The sequence below is a fragment of the Roseomonas elaeocarpi genome, assembly GCF_042433915.1.
In the GTDB taxonomy this organism is placed as follows: Bacteria; Pseudomonadota; Alphaproteobacteria; order Acetobacterales; family Acetobacteraceae; genus Roseomonas; species Roseomonas elaeocarpi.
Window position 1 is genome coordinate 251,457 of the sequence record NZ_JBHLUN010000005.1, and the last position, 17,069, is coordinate 268,525.

The 17,069-nt window shown below is 68.7% G+C and carries 22 protein-coding genes; 14 read left to right on the forward strand and 8 right to left on the reverse strand.

What is annotated here, in order from left to right:
• Positions 1–75 precede the first annotated feature (75 nt).
• Positions 76–645: a LexA family transcriptional regulator gene (locus tag ACFFGY_RS06760; RefSeq protein WP_377043680.1), complete on the forward strand. Its 570-nt coding sequence runs from the start codon at positions 76–78 to the stop codon at positions 643–645.
• A 10-nt stretch (positions 646–655) separates the two neighbouring features.
• Here ACFFGY_RS06760 and ACFFGY_RS06765 read toward each other — a convergent pair whose 3' ends face one another.
• On the reverse strand, positions 656–934 hold the full coding sequence (locus ACFFGY_RS06765; RefSeq protein WP_377043681.1) for a hypothetical protein: 279 nt from the start codon (positions 932–934) through the stop codon (positions 656–658).
• Between the two features lie 170 nt (positions 935–1,104).
• Between ACFFGY_RS06765 and ACFFGY_RS06770 the strand changes: the two genes are divergently transcribed.
• The 12 genes from ACFFGY_RS06770 (at position 1,105) to ACFFGY_RS06825 (ending at position 7,294) form a co-directional block, all read left to right on the forward strand.
• Positions 1,105–1,506, forward strand: coding sequence for a MarR family transcriptional regulator (locus tag ACFFGY_RS06770; protein ID WP_377043682.1), 402 nt, complete (start codon positions 1,105–1,107; stop codon positions 1,504–1,506).
• Entirely contained in the window at positions 1,506–1,730 is a 225-nt protein-coding gene (locus tag ACFFGY_RS06775; protein WP_377043683.1) for a hypothetical protein, read from the forward strand. The genes ACFFGY_RS06770 and ACFFGY_RS06775 overlap by 1 nt, the downstream gene beginning before the upstream one ends.
• Positions 1,731–1,842: 112 nt before the next feature.
• Positions 1,843–2,181, forward strand: a complete 339-nt coding sequence (locus tag ACFFGY_RS06780; RefSeq protein ID WP_377043684.1) for a hypothetical protein — start codon at positions 1,843–1,845, stop codon at positions 2,179–2,181.
• Positions 2,174–2,461, forward strand: a complete 288-nt coding sequence (locus ACFFGY_RS06785; RefSeq protein WP_377043685.1) for a hypothetical protein — start codon at positions 2,174–2,176, stop codon at positions 2,459–2,461. The genes ACFFGY_RS06780 and ACFFGY_RS06785 overlap by 8 nt, the downstream gene beginning before the upstream one ends.
• Complete coding sequence (locus ACFFGY_RS06790) at positions 2,454–3,641, forward strand: DNA polymerase III subunit beta (RefSeq protein ID WP_377043686.1); 1,188 nt, start codon at positions 2,454–2,456, stop codon at positions 3,639–3,641. Before ACFFGY_RS06785 ends, ACFFGY_RS06790 begins: the two co-directional genes overlap by 8 nt.
• A gap of 2 nt (positions 3,642–3,643) precedes the next feature.
• Positions 3,644–3,928: a hypothetical protein gene (locus ACFFGY_RS06795; protein ID WP_377043687.1), complete on the forward strand. Its 285-nt coding sequence runs from the start codon at positions 3,644–3,646 to the stop codon at positions 3,926–3,928.
• Positions 3,921–5,591, forward strand: a complete 1,671-nt coding sequence (locus ACFFGY_RS06800; protein ID WP_377043688.1) for a DNA cytosine methyltransferase — start codon at positions 3,921–3,923, stop codon at positions 5,589–5,591. The genes ACFFGY_RS06795 and ACFFGY_RS06800 overlap by 8 nt, the downstream gene beginning before the upstream one ends.
• A complete protein-coding gene (locus ACFFGY_RS06805) occupies positions 5,588–5,875 on the forward strand; it encodes a hypothetical protein (RefSeq protein WP_377043689.1) in 288 nt (95 codons plus the stop codon). Before ACFFGY_RS06800 ends, ACFFGY_RS06805 begins: the two co-directional genes overlap by 4 nt.
• Positions 5,868–6,368 (forward strand): DNA N-6-adenine-methyltransferase, encoded by a 501-nt coding sequence (locus ACFFGY_RS06810; RefSeq protein ID WP_377043690.1) that lies wholly within the window; start codon positions 5,868–5,870, stop codon positions 6,366–6,368. The genes ACFFGY_RS06805 and ACFFGY_RS06810 overlap by 8 nt, the downstream gene beginning before the upstream one ends.
• Positions 6,365–6,658 carry a hypothetical protein gene (locus ACFFGY_RS06815; protein WP_377043691.1) on the forward strand — a complete coding sequence of 98 codons (294 nt, stop codon included), beginning with the start codon at positions 6,365–6,367 and terminating at the stop codon, positions 6,656–6,658. The genes ACFFGY_RS06810 and ACFFGY_RS06815 overlap by 4 nt, the downstream gene beginning before the upstream one ends.
• A 140-nt stretch (positions 6,659–6,798) precedes the next feature.
• The gene (locus tag ACFFGY_RS06820; RefSeq protein ID WP_377043692.1) at positions 6,799–7,047 is read left to right on the forward strand and encodes a hypothetical protein; all 249 of its coding nucleotides are present in this window, start codon (positions 6,799–6,801) and stop codon (positions 7,045–7,047) included.
• On the forward strand, positions 7,040–7,294 hold the full coding sequence (locus ACFFGY_RS06825) for a helix-turn-helix transcriptional regulator (RefSeq protein ID WP_377043693.1): 255 nt from the start codon (positions 7,040–7,042) through the stop codon (positions 7,292–7,294). Before ACFFGY_RS06820 ends, ACFFGY_RS06825 begins: the two co-directional genes overlap by 8 nt.
• Here ACFFGY_RS06825 and ACFFGY_RS06830 read toward each other — a convergent pair.
• From ACFFGY_RS06830 to ACFFGY_RS06850, 5 genes are all read right to left on the reverse strand, one after another.
• Positions 7,238–8,476, reverse strand: coding sequence for a tyrosine-type recombinase/integrase (locus tag ACFFGY_RS06830; protein WP_377043694.1), 1,239 nt, complete (start codon positions 8,474–8,476; stop codon positions 7,238–7,240). The genes ACFFGY_RS06825 and ACFFGY_RS06830 overlap by 57 nt on opposite strands.
• Positions 8,477–9,060: 584 nt before the next feature.
• A complete protein-coding gene (locus ACFFGY_RS06835; protein WP_377043696.1) occupies positions 9,061–9,807 on the reverse strand; it encodes a capsid assembly protein in 747 nt (248 codons plus the stop codon).
• An 8-nt stretch (positions 9,808–9,815) separates the two neighbouring features.
• Positions 9,816–11,225: a portal protein gene (locus ACFFGY_RS06840; protein ID WP_377043697.1), complete on the reverse strand. Its 1,410-nt coding sequence runs from the start codon at positions 11,223–11,225 to the stop codon at positions 9,816–9,818.
• A gap of 4 nt (positions 11,226–11,229) precedes the next feature.
• On the reverse strand, positions 11,230–11,466 hold the full coding sequence (locus tag ACFFGY_RS06845) for a hypothetical protein (protein ID WP_377043698.1): 237 nt from the start codon (positions 11,464–11,466) through the stop codon (positions 11,230–11,232).
• Between the two features lie 638 nt (positions 11,467–12,104).
• A complete protein-coding gene (locus ACFFGY_RS06850) occupies positions 12,105–12,548 on the reverse strand; it encodes a hypothetical protein (RefSeq protein WP_377043699.1) in 444 nt (147 codons plus the stop codon).
• A gap of 126 nt (positions 12,549–12,674) precedes the next feature.
• Here ACFFGY_RS06850 and ACFFGY_RS06855 point away from each other — a divergent pair, with 126 nt between their 5' ends.
• Positions 12,675–13,319: a S24 family peptidase gene (locus tag ACFFGY_RS06855; RefSeq protein ID WP_377043700.1), complete on the forward strand. Its 645-nt coding sequence runs from the start codon at positions 12,675–12,677 to the stop codon at positions 13,317–13,319.
• Positions 13,320–13,323: 4 nt separating this feature from the next.
• Here ACFFGY_RS06855 and ACFFGY_RS06860 read toward each other — a convergent pair whose 3' ends face one another.
• Positions 13,324–15,276 (reverse strand): phosphatidylglycerol lysyltransferase domain-containing protein, encoded by a 1,953-nt coding sequence (locus ACFFGY_RS06860; RefSeq protein WP_377043701.1) that lies wholly within the window; start codon positions 15,274–15,276, stop codon positions 13,324–13,326.
• Entirely contained in the window at positions 15,273–16,898 is a 1,626-nt protein-coding gene (locus ACFFGY_RS06865; RefSeq protein ID WP_377043702.1) for a lysine--tRNA ligase, read from the reverse strand. The genes ACFFGY_RS06860 and ACFFGY_RS06865 overlap by 4 nt, the downstream gene beginning before the upstream one ends.
• Positions 16,899–17,069 lie beyond the last annotated feature (171 nt).

Consider the following 17,069-nt stretch of genomic DNA (forward strand, 5'->3'; position numbering starts at 1 on the left):
CATTGCAAGGTTCCCGGCAAGAGCTTTTTGCGATGGCTGCAATCACCATCTTGCGCCATATGCAATAATGCACTCATGGCCAATCGGTTCAGAGAGCTGCGCGAGGCGCTGGGGTGGTCGCGGGACCGGCTTGCTGCCGAAGCCGAAATCAATCCTACGACCGTGTGGCGCTACGAGAACGGAACCGCGCCTCTGTTGAATGACGCGGCTCGGAAGATGGCTGCCGCACTAGGCGTGCGGCGCGAGGAGGAGGTGCTGCTTCCCCCTACCAGTTCCGCTGCAAGGCTGATCGGGCGTGTCGGTGCCGGTGCCGAGGTCTACCCCATTGATGACGGCTCGGAGACTATCCCGGCACCGCCGACTGTCGGCGATGGCATCGCCGTGAGGGTCGTTGGCACATCAATGGTCCCAGCGTACCGGGAAGGGGATGTCCTGTTCGCGGAGCAGGCTGCCGATGCGCCAGAGGTAATCATCGGCAGGGACTGCATACTCCAAATCAGCGACGGTCGACGTCTCGTGAAGAAGGTGCTGCGTGGTTCGGAGCCTGGTAGGTTCCGACTGTTCAGCTACGAGACGCAAGACATCAGCGATGACGTCGAGCTGGTCTGGGCGGCTCCGGTGCGCTGGGTGCTGCGCGACCCCTGAGTGGCTAGCCCTAGTCGGCCCACCTCATTTCTAGCAGCGGCAGAACCATTCCGATCGGGAAGCCGGGCGGTGTGGCGTCGTGCTTCAGGCGAGCCGTGACCAGCGAGCGCTGGGTCCAAGGATCTTCGACATAGGGCGGCAGCAGCGGCGCCCTGAAACGCTTGGCCGCGAGCTGACGGGCGTGTTCCTCATCCTCCGCGACCACAAAACATTCACCCTCATGCTCGGATGACGTCCAGTCGGCATGCCATCGCATGTCCTCGACCGGCGTAAGCTGAAAGACGGGCATAGGCTGGGGGGCTCCTTGCTCCATACGCGAACATAAAGAGAACATACCACCACGCGTCGCGCCAAGCCCTTTTTGCAGTCAATGTAATATTGCAGCGATCGCAAGATTTCCGTTGCCTTCGCTTTGCAGCCAATGCAAGGTTCCGCCATCACCTACGGAGCCCTGCCGCAATGATCTCCGCCACCGCAGCAGCAGCTGCACCGCCATCACCGTCCCTCGCCGCATCGCCTGACGCGCTGGCGGACCTGCGCCACAACGGCGCTCTGCAGATCATCCACCTCGCGCTGAAGCCCTTTGTGCCGGCGCAGGCAAACCGGCAGATGAGCGCCCGGCAGCTGGCGGTGCTGATGCACATCGCCATGGAGCAGGGCCCGCACACCGTGGGCTCGCTCGCGCAGGCCGGCAGCCTCTGGAAGGGGATCATGTCCCGGCAGGTGGCCGCGCTCCGCGAGGGCGGCTTCGTGGCGGAACGCGCCAATCCCGAGCACGTGCGGGCTCCACACCTGGTGGTGACGCAGCGCGGCCTCGCCGTGCTGGAGCGCCTCGGCACCCTGGACACGGGGATCGTCTGATGATCACCGCCGACCTCGACGCCATCCTCGCCGGCCTGCACCGCGCCACCATCGCGGAGGACTGGCCTCGCGTCCGCTCCATGCACGACCGCCTGATCGAGGCGCGCGACCGCGTGGAAGCCATGGAGCAGCACGGCACCGTCCTGCCCTTCGCCGACGCTCGCCCGGCCGCCACCGCCGTGACCGGCAACGTGGTCCGTGGCCCCTGGGGGAGCGTGGCGTGATGGACGAAGACGCTCTCGCCCCCGCCCGGGGCATCGTCCTGGCTGCGTTCGTGTCCCTGCCCCTCTGGGTCGGGCTCGCCAGGACAGCGAAGCTGCTGCTGGGGCTCGTCTGATGCCGGAGGCTCAGGAACCCTTTGCCGGCGGGGGCACGTCGCTGCCCCTGCGGCCCCGCGGCGTCAGCGTTGAGCAGGAACTGACGGGACTGCTGGAAATGCTCGGCCTCACGGGCGAGCGGCCGGCGCCGGTGCGCCATCGCACGCCCCATGAGGCGATTGACGCGGCGTTGTTCTGGATGCCGGGCACCGGCGTCGCCGCCACGATCCTGGCGCCGCACCGCGACCCGGTGCCGTTCCGGCTCCGCTGGCTCGCGCGCTGCTTCAACACCAGAGGCCGTACGCCAGCTGCCCTGCTCCGCCTGCAGCTGCGGGTGCGGGAGGGCGTCCATGGCTGACCCTTACGCCGGCATCCTGGGCGAGATCCTGGCCACGCGCCGCGGCCCGGTGGCCCGCATGCAGCCGGCGCCGGAGTTCATGTCGCTGAGCAAGGCCGTGGAAGTCGCCACCGCCGACCTGGCGCGGGTGATCCGCACCCCGAGCCCGAACCCGGCCTTCGCCGGGCGCCAGCACACCACCACGCCGCGCCAGGACCTGCTCCGCGCGGCTGCGGTGATCGTCGTCGCCATCGAGAACCTTGATCGGAACGAAGGCCGGGAGGCCGCACAGCATGCCTGACGGAAGCACCATGCCGAAGGCGAAGCGCGCCCCGGCAGCTGAGGCGCCCGCCGGCGCCACGATCCTGGCCGGCCACCTGCTGCGCGTCGTGCGCCAGGCGAAGCTCGCCACCGCACGGCGGAATACCATCCCGATCCTGAGCTGCGTGCTGCTGCAGGTGAATGACGGCAGGATCACTGCCATCAGCACAGATTTGGAGGCCACCTCGTCCGCCGCCGGGCCGGCCTCCGGTGTCCTGCCGCCCGTGGCTGTGCCGTCTAGCCGCATGGCCGCGCTGCTGCACAACCTCGCGCCCGAGACAGAGGTGACGCTCAGCTTGCCCGATGCCGGTTCGCTGCTGATCAAGGCCGACACGCTCAAGGCGCGACTGATCGCCCAGCCGGCGGAGGACTTCCCCGTCATCAAGGAGATGCCCGAGCACGCGGCGCGCTTCGGCATCCAGCTCGCGGATCTGGAGCGGCTGATCACCGGCCCGGCGCACGCGATCTCGACCGAGGAGACCCGCTACTACCTGAACGGGCTCTACCTGGAGCCGGAGCCGCAGCACGATCCGCCGCGCCTGAACGCCGTCGCCACCGATGGTCACCGCCTCGCGGCGTTCCACATGGACATGCCGACAGGCGCTGAGGTCTGGGGCGGCGGCATCGTGCCGCGAGGGTCGCTTACCATCCTGCGCCACATCCTCGGCGGGCGCGTCGCCGGCGAGATCAAGGTCACCGCCAGCGACAAGGCCATTGAGTTCACGGGCCTGGACTGGCGGCTGCACGCGAAGCTGATCGACGGCACCTTCCCCGAATACCGGCGCGTCATCCCGAAGGCAGAGGGCGGCGCGGTCTGCACCGTCGCGCTCCCGCGACAGCTATCCCGCCTGCTGGGCACAGTCAGCGCCGTCTCGGATGAGCGGTCGCGGCCGGTGCAGATCAATGACGGCAGCAGCGCAGAGCTGTCGGTTTCGGTGCGCAGCCCCGAGGGTGGCGAGGCCGACATGACCATCCCAGCCGACGTCGCCGCCTGGGAGGACGGCGTGCCGCACCCTCGGATCGGCTTCCAGGTGCGCTACCTCCGGGCGCTCTGCGAAGCCGCTCCGAAGGGCTTCACGATGCGGGTGCAGGACGGTCATGCCCCGATGCGGATCGAGTTCCTGGGCGGCCTGGCCTGCCTGATGCCGATGAGGGTGTGACCATGGCTGCCGCCACCGCACCCGCATCGGTCCCGAAGCTGTTCAAGTCGCACTTCCGGGTTCTCGACAAGGCGGAGACCGCCGGCTGCGTGCGCCGGGCCGGTGCCTACAGCGACGTGCCGCAGAACCGGTCCGCGAAGGAACCCGGCTTCGACTGGCCACTGCAGGTGGACCGCTGCATCGCCAAGGGTCTGCTCGCCCCGGGCGTCGCCTTCAACACCTACGTGCTGACGGAGCGCGGCAAGGCCGCCCTCGCAGCCGCTCGCGAGGAGCAGGCCGATGCCTGACGGCTCGAACTTCATCCGGGCGGCCGGTCGCAAGCGCGCCCCTGCGCAGTGGCCTCTCGACGCCGGCATCACCGTGGTGCTGTTCGCCGGCCTCGGCGGCGCCTGCGACGGCCTGGAGGAAGCCGGCTTCCCTGTGTCCGTGGCGAACAACCACGACGACGTGGCGCTAGCCGCCCACGCCGCGCGGCACCCGCACACCGTGCACGTCCGCGGCGACATCTTCGACGTCGACCCCCTGCGCGCCACCGGCGGACGGCGGGTCAAAGTGCTCTGGGCCTCGCCGGACTGCCGGGACCACTCGGTGGCCAAGGGCGGCGCACCGCGCTCGCCCCGGGTCCGGTCGCTGCCCTGGCAGGTCTGCCGCTGGGCCGGCGTGACGCAGCCTGAGGTGATCTACGTTGAGAATGTTCGCGAGATCCGCGGCTGGGGTCCGCTGGTGGCCAAGCGCGACGCCGCCACCGGCCGGGTGCTGAAGGCCGACGGCACCGTGGCGGCACCTGGCGAACGGGTGCCGGTGCGCGAGCAGCAGCTCGTGCGCGATCGCCGGCAGCTGGGTCGCAGCTTCCGCGCCTGGGTGCAGCATCTGCGCGGCCTCGGCTACGCCTACGAGGACCGGGACCTCTGCTGCGCCGACTTCGGCGTGCCGACCACCCGCCGGCGGTTCTTCGCCGTGGCGCGTCGGGACGGCCTGCCAATCCGCTGGCCGGTGCCGACCCACGCGCCGCGCGCCCAGGCGAAGGCGGCGGGGCTCAAGCCCTGGGTGCCGGCGGCGGCGATCATCGACTGGAGCATCCCGTGCCCGTCGATCTTCGACCGCGCCCGGCCGCTGGCGCCGGCGACGATGCGCCGCATCGCCGCGGGCATGAAACGCTACGTGCTGGACAGCCCGGAGCCGTTCCTGATCCCGGTGACGCACTCCGGGCAGCTGCGCAGCCACCTGGTCGGGCAGCCGCTGCCGACCATCACCACCGCCAAGGGCGGCGAGTTCGCCGTGGTGGCGCCCACCCTGATCCAGATGGGCTACGGCGAGCGCGAGGGACAGGCTCCGCGCGTGCTCGACATCCACGAGCCGATCGGCACGCAGGTGGGCGCGAACAAGTTCGCCCTCGTGGCCGCCTGGATGGTGCAGCACAACCTCGGCGTGGTCGGGCATGACATGGCGGAACCCGTCTCCACCATGACCACGGCAGGCAGCCAGCAGCAGCTGGGCGTGGCCTACCTGGCGCACCTGCGCGGCACCAGCACGGCGCGGGACGCCACCGATCCGGTGCCGACCCTGACCTCCGGCGGCGAGCACGTCGCCGCGGTCGTGGCCTTCCTGCAGCAGTACTACAGCGAGGGCACCACCTCGCAGGGCTGCGCCGAGCCGCTCGCCACCGTGACCACGAAGGCGCGTTTCGGCGTGGTGACGGTCACGCTGGCCGGGCAGCCCTACGCCATCGTGGACATCGGCATGCGGATGCTGACGCCGGAGGAGGCGGCGCGGGCGCACGAGCTGCGGCTGCCCGGCTCCATCACCCTCGACGGCCGGCAGCGGCCCCTCACCAAGACCGAGGCGATGCGCCTCATCGGCAACAGCGTGCCGAAGCGGATGGCGCGGCTGCTGGCGGAGGTTAACGCCTCGCACGCGTTGGCGCCTGCTCTCCGGAGGACTGCGGCATGAGCGACACCGCCACCACCGAGGGACTACCCCTCGTCACCCTCGACGGCACCCTGCACGAAATGCGTGCGCGGATCAGCTCCGCCACCGACGTGCAGGTCTGGGCCGCCGGTTGGGCGAAGGCGCTGGACCAGTGCCCGGATGTCGCATCGGTGCGACGCCTGCGCGCCATGAACGGGCTGAACCTCGCCAGCGTGGCGCATCAGCACCCGGAAGCGGTGCGCCAGGTGGAGCGAGGCTTCGAGCGGCGGCTGGCAGAGCTGGTGGAGGGGCGAGGGAATGGGTGAGCACGAGCCCTGCGTCGGCGCGTCGGACGAGTGGTTCACGCCACCGGAGATCTTCGCGGGTCTTGGTCTGACGTTCGACCTCGACCCCTGCCAGCCCGAGGAGGGCCGCGCATTCCTGTCGGTTCCGTGCCGCCGGTTCATGACAGCCAGCGATGACGGCCTTGCGCAGCCCTGGCACGGGCTCGTTTGGCTCAACCCGCCCTTTGGTGGCCGCAACGGGCAGGTGCCGTGGCTGTCGAAGTTCCTGCGGCACGGGAACGGCATTGCCCTAGTGGCCGCGCGTACCTCGGCGGGATGGTTCCACGACCACGCCATCAGCGCCGAGACGGCACTCTTCCCACGCGGGAAGACGAAGTTCGTCCGCCCCGACGGCACGCGCGGGGAGAGCCCAGGAACCGGCATCGTCCTGTTGGGCATGGGCACCGTCGCCAACGAAGCCCTTAGCCGCTGCGGCCTAGGCTGGTTCATCGACAACCGGAGGATCGCAGCATGATCGGAACAACGTCCGAGCAGCGCGCCGAGCGAATGGACGCTGATCTGAACGAGCTGCTGACCGCGATCGGCGAGGAGGTCGCCACTGCTGAAAGCAAGTGGCCGCCAATGAACAGCGCTCACGAGGCTTATGCCGTGCTGCTGGAAGAGGTGGACGAACTCTGGGAGCATGTGAAAACGAACCAGAAGCGACGTGATCTCAAAGCCATGAGGCTCGAGGCGGTGCAGGTGGCCGCGATGGCCGTGCGGTTCGTTCGAGACGTGTGTGATGAAGAGCGGGGACGGAAGTGAAAAAGTGGATCAATGACCTGTGCTTCAACCATCCGTACGGCACAGCCTTGGCGTTTCTGTTTTTTCTCGTCTGGTTGATGTGGCTGGTGCGATGACCGGCGTTCGGCCAACCGCTCCATATTCAGTTGCAGGAGGGGCCGATGCCTGACGGCACCACTACCCCTCCGCGGGACGGCAGCCAGTTCCGCCACCGGAAGCGCGGCACGACCTACACCTTCGTCGGCATCGCCAGCGTGCAGGCGGCGCGCGAGATCAAGGAGGGGCACTGCCTGGCGGTCTACCGCGGCACGGACGGGCGGCTCTGGGTCCGGCCGCCCGGGGAGTTCTTCGACGGGAGGTTCGAGCGGCTTCCGACCGCACCGGCAGATGAGGGAGGCACCGATGTCTGAAGCGATCCAGGAGCTCGATCGCCTCCTGCGCATCGGCGAGGTGGAAAACCACGTCGGCATGACCCGCTCCACCATCTACCGGCGGATCGCCGAGGGCTCCTTTCCACGGCCGCGCGAGATCGGGGGAGGGCAGGTGCGGTGGCGTCAGTCCGAGGTGAAGGAATGGCAGGACCGGCTTCCTACCACCGTGTCAGGCATCGGCCCGCGCGACTCGGCCGGCGCGGTCCAGCAGGTCGGCGGCCGATAGGCCGCCCTCGAGCAGGAGATCGGCCCAAAGCTGGCTGATCTCCCGCCGGCGCTGCAGGTGCTGCGCCCGGTTATAGGCTGCCTCGACCTTGTCCTTCGGGGCGTGCGCCAGCATCAGGTCGATCACGCCTCGATCTGCCGGGTAGCGCTCGTTCATGATGGACGAGAACGCTGCCCGCCACCCGTGCGGGACGTGCACCTTGTCGTAGCCTGCACGGTCGAGCAGGTGGCCCAGCGAGTTCTGGTTCATTGGCAGGCCCGAATTCCAACGGTGAGGGAACAGCAGCTTCCCGCGCTTGCCCAGCGCCCGCAGTGCCTTGATCACCTCCACCGCCTGTGGCGCCAGCGGCACCAGGTGCTCGCGTTTCATCTTCATGCGTGGGGCAGGGATTCGCCACACCGGCTCAGGGCCGTCCTCATCCTCGATCTCAGTCCACTCTGCGGCGCGCAGCTCGCCGGGGCGCACGACCGTCAGCGCCAGGAACCGGTGAGCCAGGAGCATGGTCGGGAACCCCTCCGCGGTCTCCACCGCACGCAGCAGCTTGCGGACGCCGTCGAGGTCCGTGATCGCCGGCTGGCGGTTGCGCGTCACCGGCGCCATCGCGCGATGCACGCTCGCGGCCGGGTCCATCTCCGTCAGGCCTGACGCGATCGCAAAGGTGAACACAGCACTGATGCGCTGGCGCAGGCGCCGCGCGCTGTGGCCGGCGCCACGTCGCTCCATCTTACGCAGGACGCTGAGCACGATCGGCACACTGATCTGGCTGATGGGCAGCCGGCCTAGGGCAGGGAAGGCGTCCTTCTCCAGGGTCGAGAGCACGATCTTGGCGTGCGCAGGCACCAGGGTCGGACCCTTCTGCTTGAACCACGCGCGCGCCACCGCCTCGAACGTTGTGTCAGCAGCAGCGGCCTCAGCCACACGCTTCAGGCGTTTCTCGACGCTGGGATCGCGACCCTCGTCGAGGTGTGCCCGCGCTGCCTCGCGTGCCTTGCGGGCTGCTGCGAGCCCCATGGCCGGGTACTTCCCCAAGGCCAGCATCTTCTCCCGGCCGGCGATTTCGTACCGGTACCGCCAGAGCTTGCCACCCGCGGTGGTGACCTGCAGATGTAGGCCCTGGCCGTCCGAAAGCCGGTAGGGTTTGTCGCGCTTCTCGGCGGCGCGCACTTCCTTGTCCGTCAGCATGGCCGGTAGCTCCGGTACCCGGGGAAATACCCGGGAATACCCGGGCAGGTGGGGGTGCCCGCGGGTCCCCCTGGGTCTACCGAATGCCCGATTCGTCCAGCGCGCACAACGCACATAGGCCTTACCCGGATCGGCTGGTGAACCTCGGCGGACAGACGTCGTGCACCTCAGCCTCGAACTGCTTGACGAAAGCGGCATCGATTTGACCGGCCACGCATCTTCTCCATGGGACGAGGATAAGCACCGGCGTCCCGGTTCCCTCCGTGACGGAGGCCAGGCAGCCGGGCGGGAACGACGAACGCCGGCAGGCCGCGGCCCTCCTGTCTGGGAGGCGACGGTCTGCCGGTTGGGTTCGTCGGAATGGGACGGAGGGATGGGGGCGGGTGTCGTCGGGGGATAGTGGGAGACGACACCCGCCCCCATGCTGCCGGATCACCCTTGGGGGGAAGGGCTACTCCGGCCCGGCAGTGGATCAGCCTGGCCCGAGGGGGGAAGTGGCCAGGTCGTCACGATCCGCCGGTTGGGCGTCAGGTCATCAACGTGACCGTAACCGCGTCGTTGAGGGGCGGAGTCCTGACCGTTCCTCAACTACCCGTGAGGCGCCGGAACCCCTCGGTGACGCGCCGGATCAGCTCTGGCTCGCGGTTGCGCCAGTAGCGCGGGTCCCGCATCAGGCGGCGCAGGCCTTCCTCGTCGGCCGGTTCAGGCTGTTCCGCCTGCCGCGTCACCGCCGGTTCCTGCCGGCCCATCATGCCGTGCATGGCGTTGACGCCCTCCGCCGTGGTGGAAAGTGCCGAGAACACCTCCGGGGGCAGGTTTGCCTTGCCCCAGGCCGCGATCTGCCGCGACAGCTGCGAGAAGCGCTCCTCGCCGCCGTGCTGGCTGCGCAGCTTCTCGAGCTGCCGGCTGGCCTCGAACTGCGACGCCGCCTCGGCGATGATGGGCACCAGGCGTTCCGCCGCGAGGTCGTAGACGAGCTGGACCTGATCAGGCGCGAAGTCGGCCTCGTGCAGCCGGGCGTTGATGTCTGGATCCGGACCGCAGAGCTCGTGCCGCGCCTCGACCTGGTATTCCTCGGCGCTCTGGGGAATGCCCATGGCGGTGCGGAAACGCTGCCGCTCCTCGGGCGAGGCATCCCGGCCGGGACGGGCGGTGCGTTGGGAAAGCTTCCGCTCCAGCTCGAGGTAGGACTTCAGCAGCGCATCCACGCGGACCTGACCGGTGGCGGCGTCGATGAACTTGGACGGTACCGAAAGGTCCTGCGCCCTCGCCTCGGGGGTGCCGGCCTCGGAGCCGTCCATCTGCGCCGCGTCCAGGAGACTGTCTGACATGAGCCCTCTCATTCCTCGGTTGCGATCGGCACCAGCACGTCGCTGGGCGCGGAAAGTGCCTGGGCCAGGTGTCGCGTCGCCGCGGCAAGGTCGACCTGCCGTGCGGCATCCTGCCCCAGCGCGGCCACGGCCTGCAGGAACAGCATCATGTTCGCCGCATCCGCCCGGCCCTGCGCCCGCGCCAGAGGCGACTGGTAGGACAGCCTCGCCTCGTGCCCGTCGAGCAGCAGCGGCGGAACCTCGCCGCGCCGGCGCAGGATCGACAGGCAGCGGGCCACCAGCGGCGTCAGCAGCTCCGCCTGGAGGCGACCGTAGGTCGCGCCCAGGATGCGGGCCGTCTGCGCCGAGCGCTCCAGCACCTCGGTCGCGGTCATCGACGTGGCGTTCAGCGCCTGCAGGCGGTCGGCCAGCAGGGCGGTGCGGATGCGGGCCCGCATGTCCGACAACACCAGCTGCGACACGTCGAAGTTGCCCGGTGCCGCGAGTGGTGTCAGCCCGGAGGAGCCGGGCGCCTTGGGGATGATTGCGCCCGGCACCAGCCGCACCGTGGCCGGGTTCAGCACGCCGTCGTCGTCGGCCTGCCAGATCCCCGTCGCGGCGATCGAGGCGTTCTTCAGGACCAGCTCCACCACCTTGTTGGCGGTGCGGATGTCGGGCAGTGCCTTCATCACGGGGCTGCGCCCGTACACCTCGCCGGAAGCCTTCATCCAGCGAAAGGCGATAAAGGGGCTGCGGGCGAAGTGGCCCGAGGTCAGCAGCTCCGCCTGCCCGTCGTGGTCCAGCACTGCCGCGAGGCGGTAGCCTCCCTCGTCTGGCCAGACCGCCTCCACGACGCGCAGCTTGGTATCGACCGTGCGGAGCGCGGCCGGCAGCGACACCGTGGGCCAGCGCTCGGTGATGGCGGCCGGCGTCAGCATCGCGCTCCGATACACCGTGTCCAGCCGGCCGGAGGCGCCTTCCTCGAGGACGCATTCACGCAAGGGGATCGCCTGGATGCGCAGCGCCGAGGCCTCCCCGGGCGCCGCTTCCTCCACCAGCAGAACCGCGGTCCCGGCAACCACAAGGTCGAGGAAGGCCTGGTGCATCTCCATCGCGAAGGAGGAGCGATCGAGGTGGCTCTGCAGGGTTTCCGCCGCTTGCTCCAGCGCCGTCGCGGCGGCGAGGCGATCGGCGCCCTCCTCGATGGTGCGACCGGGTGTCAGGCCGAACCAGCGCGACCAGGGTGGGGTCAGTTCCGCCAGCAGCGAGGCCGCGAGCTGTTCCGCCGCGTCGGAGGCGGTGGCATCGAACATGTTGCCGCCGCCCGAGCCCGGCGAGGCCGCCAGCACGTGGTCGTAGCAGTCCTGCCACACCGTTTCCCAGGGACGACGGCGATCCAGCGCCGCGCCGAAGCGCTCCAGGATGATGTCGGGAGTCATCGGCTCACTCCCCCAGCAGCGTCTTGCGGGCGGTCTGCGGCAAGTTCGCCAGCGGGGTCAGCACACCGCGATCCGAGGTGGCGATGGTGCCGGCAAGGCCCCGCAGCCGACGCGCGGCCGTGTCTTCCCGCGCGGCCGTCGCGGCCTCGTCGGCCACGGCCGCGCTCTCGGCCGCAGGGGCTGTCGTGACGGTCGGTGTGGCAATCACCACGGGTTTCGGAGCGCTGAACAGGCTACCCATGCTCTGATGCTCTCCTGCAAAGAAGAAACACCCCGCCACAACGAGAAAGGCTCGCTTCGAAACCTCGAAGCGAGCCTTGCAGGACGGCGGGGAAGGACGTGGGCGCAACTCGCCCGTTGATGAAGTGGTTTTAGACAGGTCCGCAGTACGAAGTCAAGAAGTTTTTCCTAGGTCCTGAAACTTTCTGTTAAGAGCACGATGCAAACCGTAGGGCGTCAGCGCAAATGGGGCATTTGGTCCTAGTGTGCTGCGGCAAAGCGCGACGCAGGAGAGGATCCCGAAGGGTGGCAGGCCGGGACGGGGACGCCCCAAAGGCAACGGTCCGCACACGACCAGACCCGAGCGTTGCCAGAAGCCGGGCATGTCGAAGCTGGCCGGGAGGTCGAGCCGGGTCACCAAGAGCCGACCCGAAAGAGGGTCTAGGATGGTCCATCCCTCGGCGTCGCGCAGTGCGGCGAAGCAGTGTCGGAAGCCCGGCTTCAACAACCGGAGCCAGAACTGATCGGCCGCGCCGCCGAACACGATCCAGGCCTGCTGCTGCTCCTCGAGACCACGCCTGCGGTGCGCCGGACGAGTCGCCGAAGGCTCCGGGATTTCTCCCGGAGCTGCTGGCGGTGTGCTGCGCGCGGAAAGGCCGCTCAACGCCGTCCGGCCGGATCTAACTGCACCACGTTGCTGTCCCCGACCACCAGGCTGCCCTGGTTACCCGCCACGATACCCTTCACCCGCAGGGACCATTCGAGGCGGTCGAGCGCTTCACGCCACAGCCGGTGATCGTGCCGGTCACGCGGGTGGGTCGCGCTCGGCGCCTCGCCGCGCTCTCCCCAGATGCGCAGGATACGGGCGTGGGTCAGGTCGACCCGGCGCTGCCGGTACAAGCGGTCGAGGCACTTCACGACATCATCCGGCTCGCAGGGCCGAACCACGCTTCCGCGGCCGGCGACGATTCGGGCTCCGTCGCGTCGCGCAACAAGGGCGGCCATGGTCCAGAGCCAAGCCTCCTCGGCGCTGTGAAAAGGTTCCGCCTTGGTGATGCTTGCATAGGCAGAATGCGACGTGGCGCGGTGAGCGGCGGTGGTCATCGGGGGGCTGTCCTCGCCTCAGGGTTGAACATAATGGGAACATTGCTTGAAAGCCGTCGGTCGTCAATCAGCGGTTAAGATAAACTTCCTATTGCCTCCAGAATCTCCACCTAGGATAAGAGGCCCATGGAGCACAACGATATTTGGCGCGCGATCGACGCGCTGGCCGCCGAGAACGGGCTCTCCGCTTCCGGTTTGGCGCGCAAGGCCGGTCTCGACCCGACCGCCTTCAACCCTTCCAAGCGCACAGGCCCTGATGGGCGGGCTCGTTGGCCCTCCACGGAAAGCCTGGCCAAAATCCTGGAGGCGACAAACAGTGGAATCGACACCTTCGCAGGACTGGTCACCGGGGTGCCCACGAACTTCCGCGGAGTCGTGCGGCCAGCACGTCGCATCCCGTTGATCGGGCTCGCCCAGGCTGGCAGTGCCGGCTACTTCGACGATGGCGGCTACCCTGTCGGCGCCGGCTGGGATGAGATCAGCGTGCCGGAGGTTTCGGACCCGAACGCCTACGCGCTGGAGATTTCCGGCGAATCGATGGAACCGGTGTTTCGTGACGGCGACACAATCATCGTGTCACCGGCCGCCCCCATTCGGCGTGGGGACCGGGTGGTGGTCCGCACCCGCGGCGGAGAGGTGATGGCGAAGGAGCTGCTTCGGCAATCAGCCCGCAAGATCGAGTTGGCGAGCCTCAACCCTGCGCACCCCAACTACAGTTTCGATCTCGCCGACATCACCTGGATGCACAGGATCATCTGGGCCAGCCAGTAGGCGCTCAGCCCGGCTGCCCACCCTGTACGAGCGCGATGATCCGCTGTGGGTCGCGTTCGGTGCGGCAGGCGAGGGCCCGGCCCCCGGGCAGGGGGATGACGGTGAGGCCAGCGTCCTCATAGGTGCGCTGCAGACCCTTGCCGATATCGGCGAAGGCCGGCTCCACCCCGGCCGCGTCGCAAAGGTCCTTGAAGCGCCATACCAGGGCAGCGCGCGCGTGGCTCTCCCCTTCCGGATCGCCCTGGCCGAGCCAAACATCCTCGTATCGCCGGAAGGCCAGACCTGCCTTGCCATCCTCCGAGAAGACGGCCCCCAGGTTGCTGCCCGCGGCCGAGGCGGCATGACGGGCGCCCAGCCGGATCAGGCGGGACCGTGCGGCCTCGTCATAGGGACTGGCGGTCGTCCGCGCCGGGCGTAGCAGGCGCAGCGCTGCCAGCAGGAGCAGCGTGACGGTGGCCACGATGGCGAATCGGAGGGAGGTCGGAGCATGGCCTGAAAGCACGACCTGCCACCACGATGCAGTGGAAACCCTGCCTTCATGCGCCAGGGCTGCCAGGGCGAGGCAGCAGAGTACGCCGGCCGCGATGGAGAAGACGCGGCTTCCCTTGAGCGGCTCGGAGGTAAGCCGGGCATGGCGGTAGAAAGACCGCCGCATGATCGCGAGCAGCACCAGGATCGCGGCCAGGGCCACGATCACCAGCCAGGGATCTCCGCGCAGGAACAGGATGCCCGCGCTAACAGCGAGCAGCAGCAGCCCGGAATACCAGGCGAGGGTCAGCCGGCGCAGCAGCCCCCAGGCCACGACCAGGAGCAGCGAGCCCACCACGGAAGCAGCGAACTGGTTACCGAGGCTGGCCCAGCGTCCGAGCGAGGCAATCCCCTCCCGCCCGGTCGGGAGAGAGCCGATGAACAGCAAAACGAGACCGGCCAGCGCCGTCAGGGCCGCGATCACCGGCGCTTCGAGCGTGTCGGCGACCCGTGCTTCCGTCTGCAGGCGGCGCATGACCGGACGCCGCTGACCGAGCTCGAAGCCGACAAAGAGGGCGGCGGCCAGGAAGAGGGGAATGATGTAGTAGAACAGCCGGAACAGGAACAACGCCCCGACCGCTTGGGGAAGCGGCACGTAGGATGCCAGGCTCGTCAGGATGAAGCTGTCGAACACGCCGAGGCCGCCCGGTACGTTCGAGGCAAGGCCGGCGGTGTAGCCGGCCACGTAGATGCCAAGAAAGGCGAGGAAGGTGAGGGGCGGTGCACCCGGCTGCCCTTCCGGCAGCAGGACGTAGAAGATCATCGCTGTCACGGCCACGTCGACGCTCGCCAGCAGCACCTGCGCCACCGCGAGCCGCAGTCCCGGCAGGTCTACCTTGTGCCCGAACAGGTTGAGGTGCGGGACGAGGCGGGCCAGCACGATGTAGGTCCCGACCACCGCCCACATCACCAAGGCCACGATATGCGCGGCCCAGTTCGGGATCAGCTTGTCGGGGCCGACCCAGCCGAGGACCTCGGGGTTCGTCATCAGCACGATGCCGCCCAGGGCGAAGCCGCCCAGTCCGAAGGTCAGGCTGGTGAAGGCGATGACCTTCGCGATCTCCTGCGGCGTCAGCCCCCAGGCCGCGTAGAAGCGGTAACGGACGGCCGCACCGGATACGGCCGCGAAGCCGATGTTGTGCGCCAGTGTATAGGCGCAGAAGGAGGCCAGGGCGGTCCGCGAGTAGGAAATGGGCTTCCCGGCATACACACTGCCCAGGCGGTCGTAGATGGTGAGCACCGCGTAGGCGAGGAGGGTCCATCCCGCCGCCATCCAGATTGTGTGGGATGGCGTTGCCTGGAGCGAGGTCAGAACATCGGAAAGCTTCAGGTCCCTCAACTCGCGCTGCACGACGTAGAGCGCGCCGACGAGCAGCAGCAGGCCGAAGGCTGTCGGCCCATGCTTGCGAAGAGCCGGAGGGATGGTCACGAGGGCACCTGTTCCCGCTGCAGCGAATGCTCGATCAGACTGATCGTTTCATCAATGCCGTACAGGGCCACGAAGCCACCGAAGCGCGGTCCCTTCTGCTGCCCCAGGAGCACTTGGTACAGCGCCTCGAACCAGCTGATCGACACGCCGGGGCGCCCGTCCTTGCCCGGCTGCAGAAAGGGTTCACGCCGCCCTGCGTCGTAGACGAGATCCTGGATCGCCGCGGCACGCTCGGCCTGCGGCAGGGCTTCGAGCGCGGCCTTGTCGCGGCGCAGCAGGTCTGCCAGCACGGTCATGGCCTCGCGCTCCCCGGCGCTGGCGGCACGGTACTGCTTCGCCGGCTTCACGAAGTCCTGGTAGTAGGCCAGGGCGTGCTCCAGCAGGCGCGCCAGCATCGGCTCGCTCTCCGGCGAGGCGCTCGGAAGGTACCGGCGGACGTAGCCCCAGAGCATTTCCGTGCTCTCGGCATTCGCCACCACGGCCAGGTTCAGCAGCATCGAAAAGGGGATCGGGCTGCCGGCGCCGTTGGGCAGGTGGCCCGCATGGATGTGCCAGGCCGGATTCGCGGCGTCGCCCGAGGCACCGAACTTCTCCACCTGCGACAGGTACTCGTCGGTGGCGCGGGGGATCACGTCGAAGTGGAGCCGCTTGGCGCTGCGCGGCGAGTTGTACATGAACAGCGACAGCGACTCCGGTGGCCCGTAGCGCAGCCATTCCTCGATGGTCAGGCCGTTGCCCTTCGACTTGCTGATCTTCTGGCCCTGCGCATCGAGAAATAGCTCGTAGGTGAAGCTGATCGGCGCCTCCGCCCCCAGAATCCGACAGATCTGGCTGGACAGCTTGACGCTGTCGATCAGGTCCTTGCCCGACATCTCGTAGTCCACGCCGAGGGCGTACCAGCGAAGCGCCCAGTCGGCCTTCCACTGGGCCTTGCAGTGGCCGCCGGTGACCGGCGTCTCGAACCGCTCGCCCGTGTCCGGATCGCGCCAGACCAGGGTTCCGTCGGCGGGGCGGACCTCCTCCATGGGCACCTGCATCACCAACCCGGTGCGCGGATGGACGGGGAGGAAGGGCGAATAGGTCGCGCGGCGCTCCGGCCCCAGGGTCGGAAGGATGACCCGCAGCACCTCCTCATGCGCCTCCGCCATCCGGATCAGGGCAGCATCGAAGCGGCCGCTGCGGTAGTATTCGGTGGAGGAGGCGAACTCGTAGTCGAAGCCGAAGGCGTCGAGGAAGCTCCGCAGGCGCGCGTTGTTGTGCGCCCCGAAGCTGTCATGCGTCCCGAAGGGGTCCGGTACCTGGGTCAGCGGGCGTCCGATGAAGCCGCGCAGCAGCTCCGCCTGGGGCACGTTGTCCGGCACCTTGCGCAGCGCGTCCATGTCGTCGCTGAAGGCCAGCAGGCGGGAGGGCTGGCCGGTCATGGCCTCGAAGGCCCGGCGCACCCAGGTGGTGCGCGCCACCTCGCCGAAAGTGCCGATATGAGGCAGGCCCGACGGCCCGTAGCCCGTCTCGAACAGCGCGGTGCCCTTGCCGGCCGCGGCGAGGCGGTCAGCGACTTTCGCCGCTTCCTCGAAGGGCCAGGCGCGGGTCGTGCGAAGGGACGGGTTGGCGGACTGAGGCATGGTGGGAAGCTGGCTACCGGGGAAGCCCTGCGAGCGGAAGGGGGCGAGTTGGACCGGCAGCCATCCTGCGCGCAGATTTTCGGACCCGCCACGTGGGCCAGGTTGCGTTCGGAGGTATTTCCCTACGGAACGAATGTGGTACGGCGAGACGGGAGGCGGCGACTTCGCTAT

Coding starts and splice junctions, on each gene's coding strand:
- ACFFGY_RS06760 (WP_377043680.1), top strand. CDS start 76: ATGGCCAATCGGTTCAGAGAGCTGCGCGAGGCGCTGGGGTGGTCGCGG.
- ACFFGY_RS06765 (WP_377043681.1), bottom strand. CDS start 934: ATGCCCGTCTTTCAGCTTACGCCGGTCGAGGACATGCGATGGCATGCC.
- ACFFGY_RS06770 (WP_377043682.1), top strand. CDS start 1,105: ATGATCTCCGCCACCGCAGCAGCAGCTGCACCGCCATCACCGTCCCTC.
- ACFFGY_RS06775 (WP_377043683.1), top strand. CDS start 1,506: ATGATCACCGCCGACCTCGACGCCATCCTCGCCGGCCTGCACCGCGCC.
- ACFFGY_RS06780 (WP_377043684.1), top strand. CDS start 1,843: ATGCCGGAGGCTCAGGAACCCTTTGCCGGCGGGGGCACGTCGCTGCCC.
- ACFFGY_RS06785 (WP_377043685.1), top strand. CDS start 2,174: ATGGCTGACCCTTACGCCGGCATCCTGGGCGAGATCCTGGCCACGCGC.
- ACFFGY_RS06790 (WP_377043686.1), top strand. CDS start 2,454: ATGCCTGACGGAAGCACCATGCCGAAGGCGAAGCGCGCCCCGGCAGCT.
- ACFFGY_RS06795 (WP_377043687.1), top strand. CDS start 3,644: ATGGCTGCCGCCACCGCACCCGCATCGGTCCCGAAGCTGTTCAAGTCG.
- ACFFGY_RS06800 (WP_377043688.1), top strand. CDS start 3,921: ATGCCTGACGGCTCGAACTTCATCCGGGCGGCCGGTCGCAAGCGCGCC.
- ACFFGY_RS06805 (WP_377043689.1), top strand. CDS start 5,588: ATGAGCGACACCGCCACCACCGAGGGACTACCCCTCGTCACCCTCGAC.
- ACFFGY_RS06810 (WP_377043690.1), top strand. CDS start 5,868: ATGGGTGAGCACGAGCCCTGCGTCGGCGCGTCGGACGAGTGGTTCACG.
- ACFFGY_RS06815 (WP_377043691.1), top strand. CDS start 6,365: ATGATCGGAACAACGTCCGAGCAGCGCGCCGAGCGAATGGACGCTGAT.
- ACFFGY_RS06820 (WP_377043692.1), top strand. CDS start 6,799: ATGCCTGACGGCACCACTACCCCTCCGCGGGACGGCAGCCAGTTCCGC.
- ACFFGY_RS06825 (WP_377043693.1), top strand. CDS start 7,040: ATGTCTGAAGCGATCCAGGAGCTCGATCGCCTCCTGCGCATCGGCGAG.
- ACFFGY_RS06830 (WP_377043694.1), bottom strand. CDS start 8,476: ATGCTGACGGACAAGGAAGTGCGCGCCGCCGAGAAGCGCGACAAACCC.
- ACFFGY_RS06835 (WP_377043696.1), bottom strand. CDS start 9,807: ATGTCAGACAGTCTCCTGGACGCGGCGCAGATGGACGGCTCCGAGGCC.
- ACFFGY_RS06840 (WP_377043697.1), bottom strand. CDS start 11,225: ATGACTCCCGACATCATCCTGGAGCGCTTCGGCGCGGCGCTGGATCGC.
- ACFFGY_RS06845 (WP_377043698.1), bottom strand. CDS start 11,466: ATGGGTAGCCTGTTCAGCGCTCCGAAACCCGTGGTGATTGCCACACCG.
- ACFFGY_RS06850 (WP_377043699.1), bottom strand. CDS start 12,548: ATGACCACCGCCGCTCACCGCGCCACGTCGCATTCTGCCTATGCAAGC.
- ACFFGY_RS06855 (WP_377043700.1), top strand. CDS start 12,675: ATGGAGCACAACGATATTTGGCGCGCGATCGACGCGCTGGCCGCCGAG.
- ACFFGY_RS06865 (WP_377043702.1), bottom strand. CDS start 16,898: ATGCCTCAGTCCGCCAACCCGTCCCTTCGCACGACCCGCGCCTGGCCC.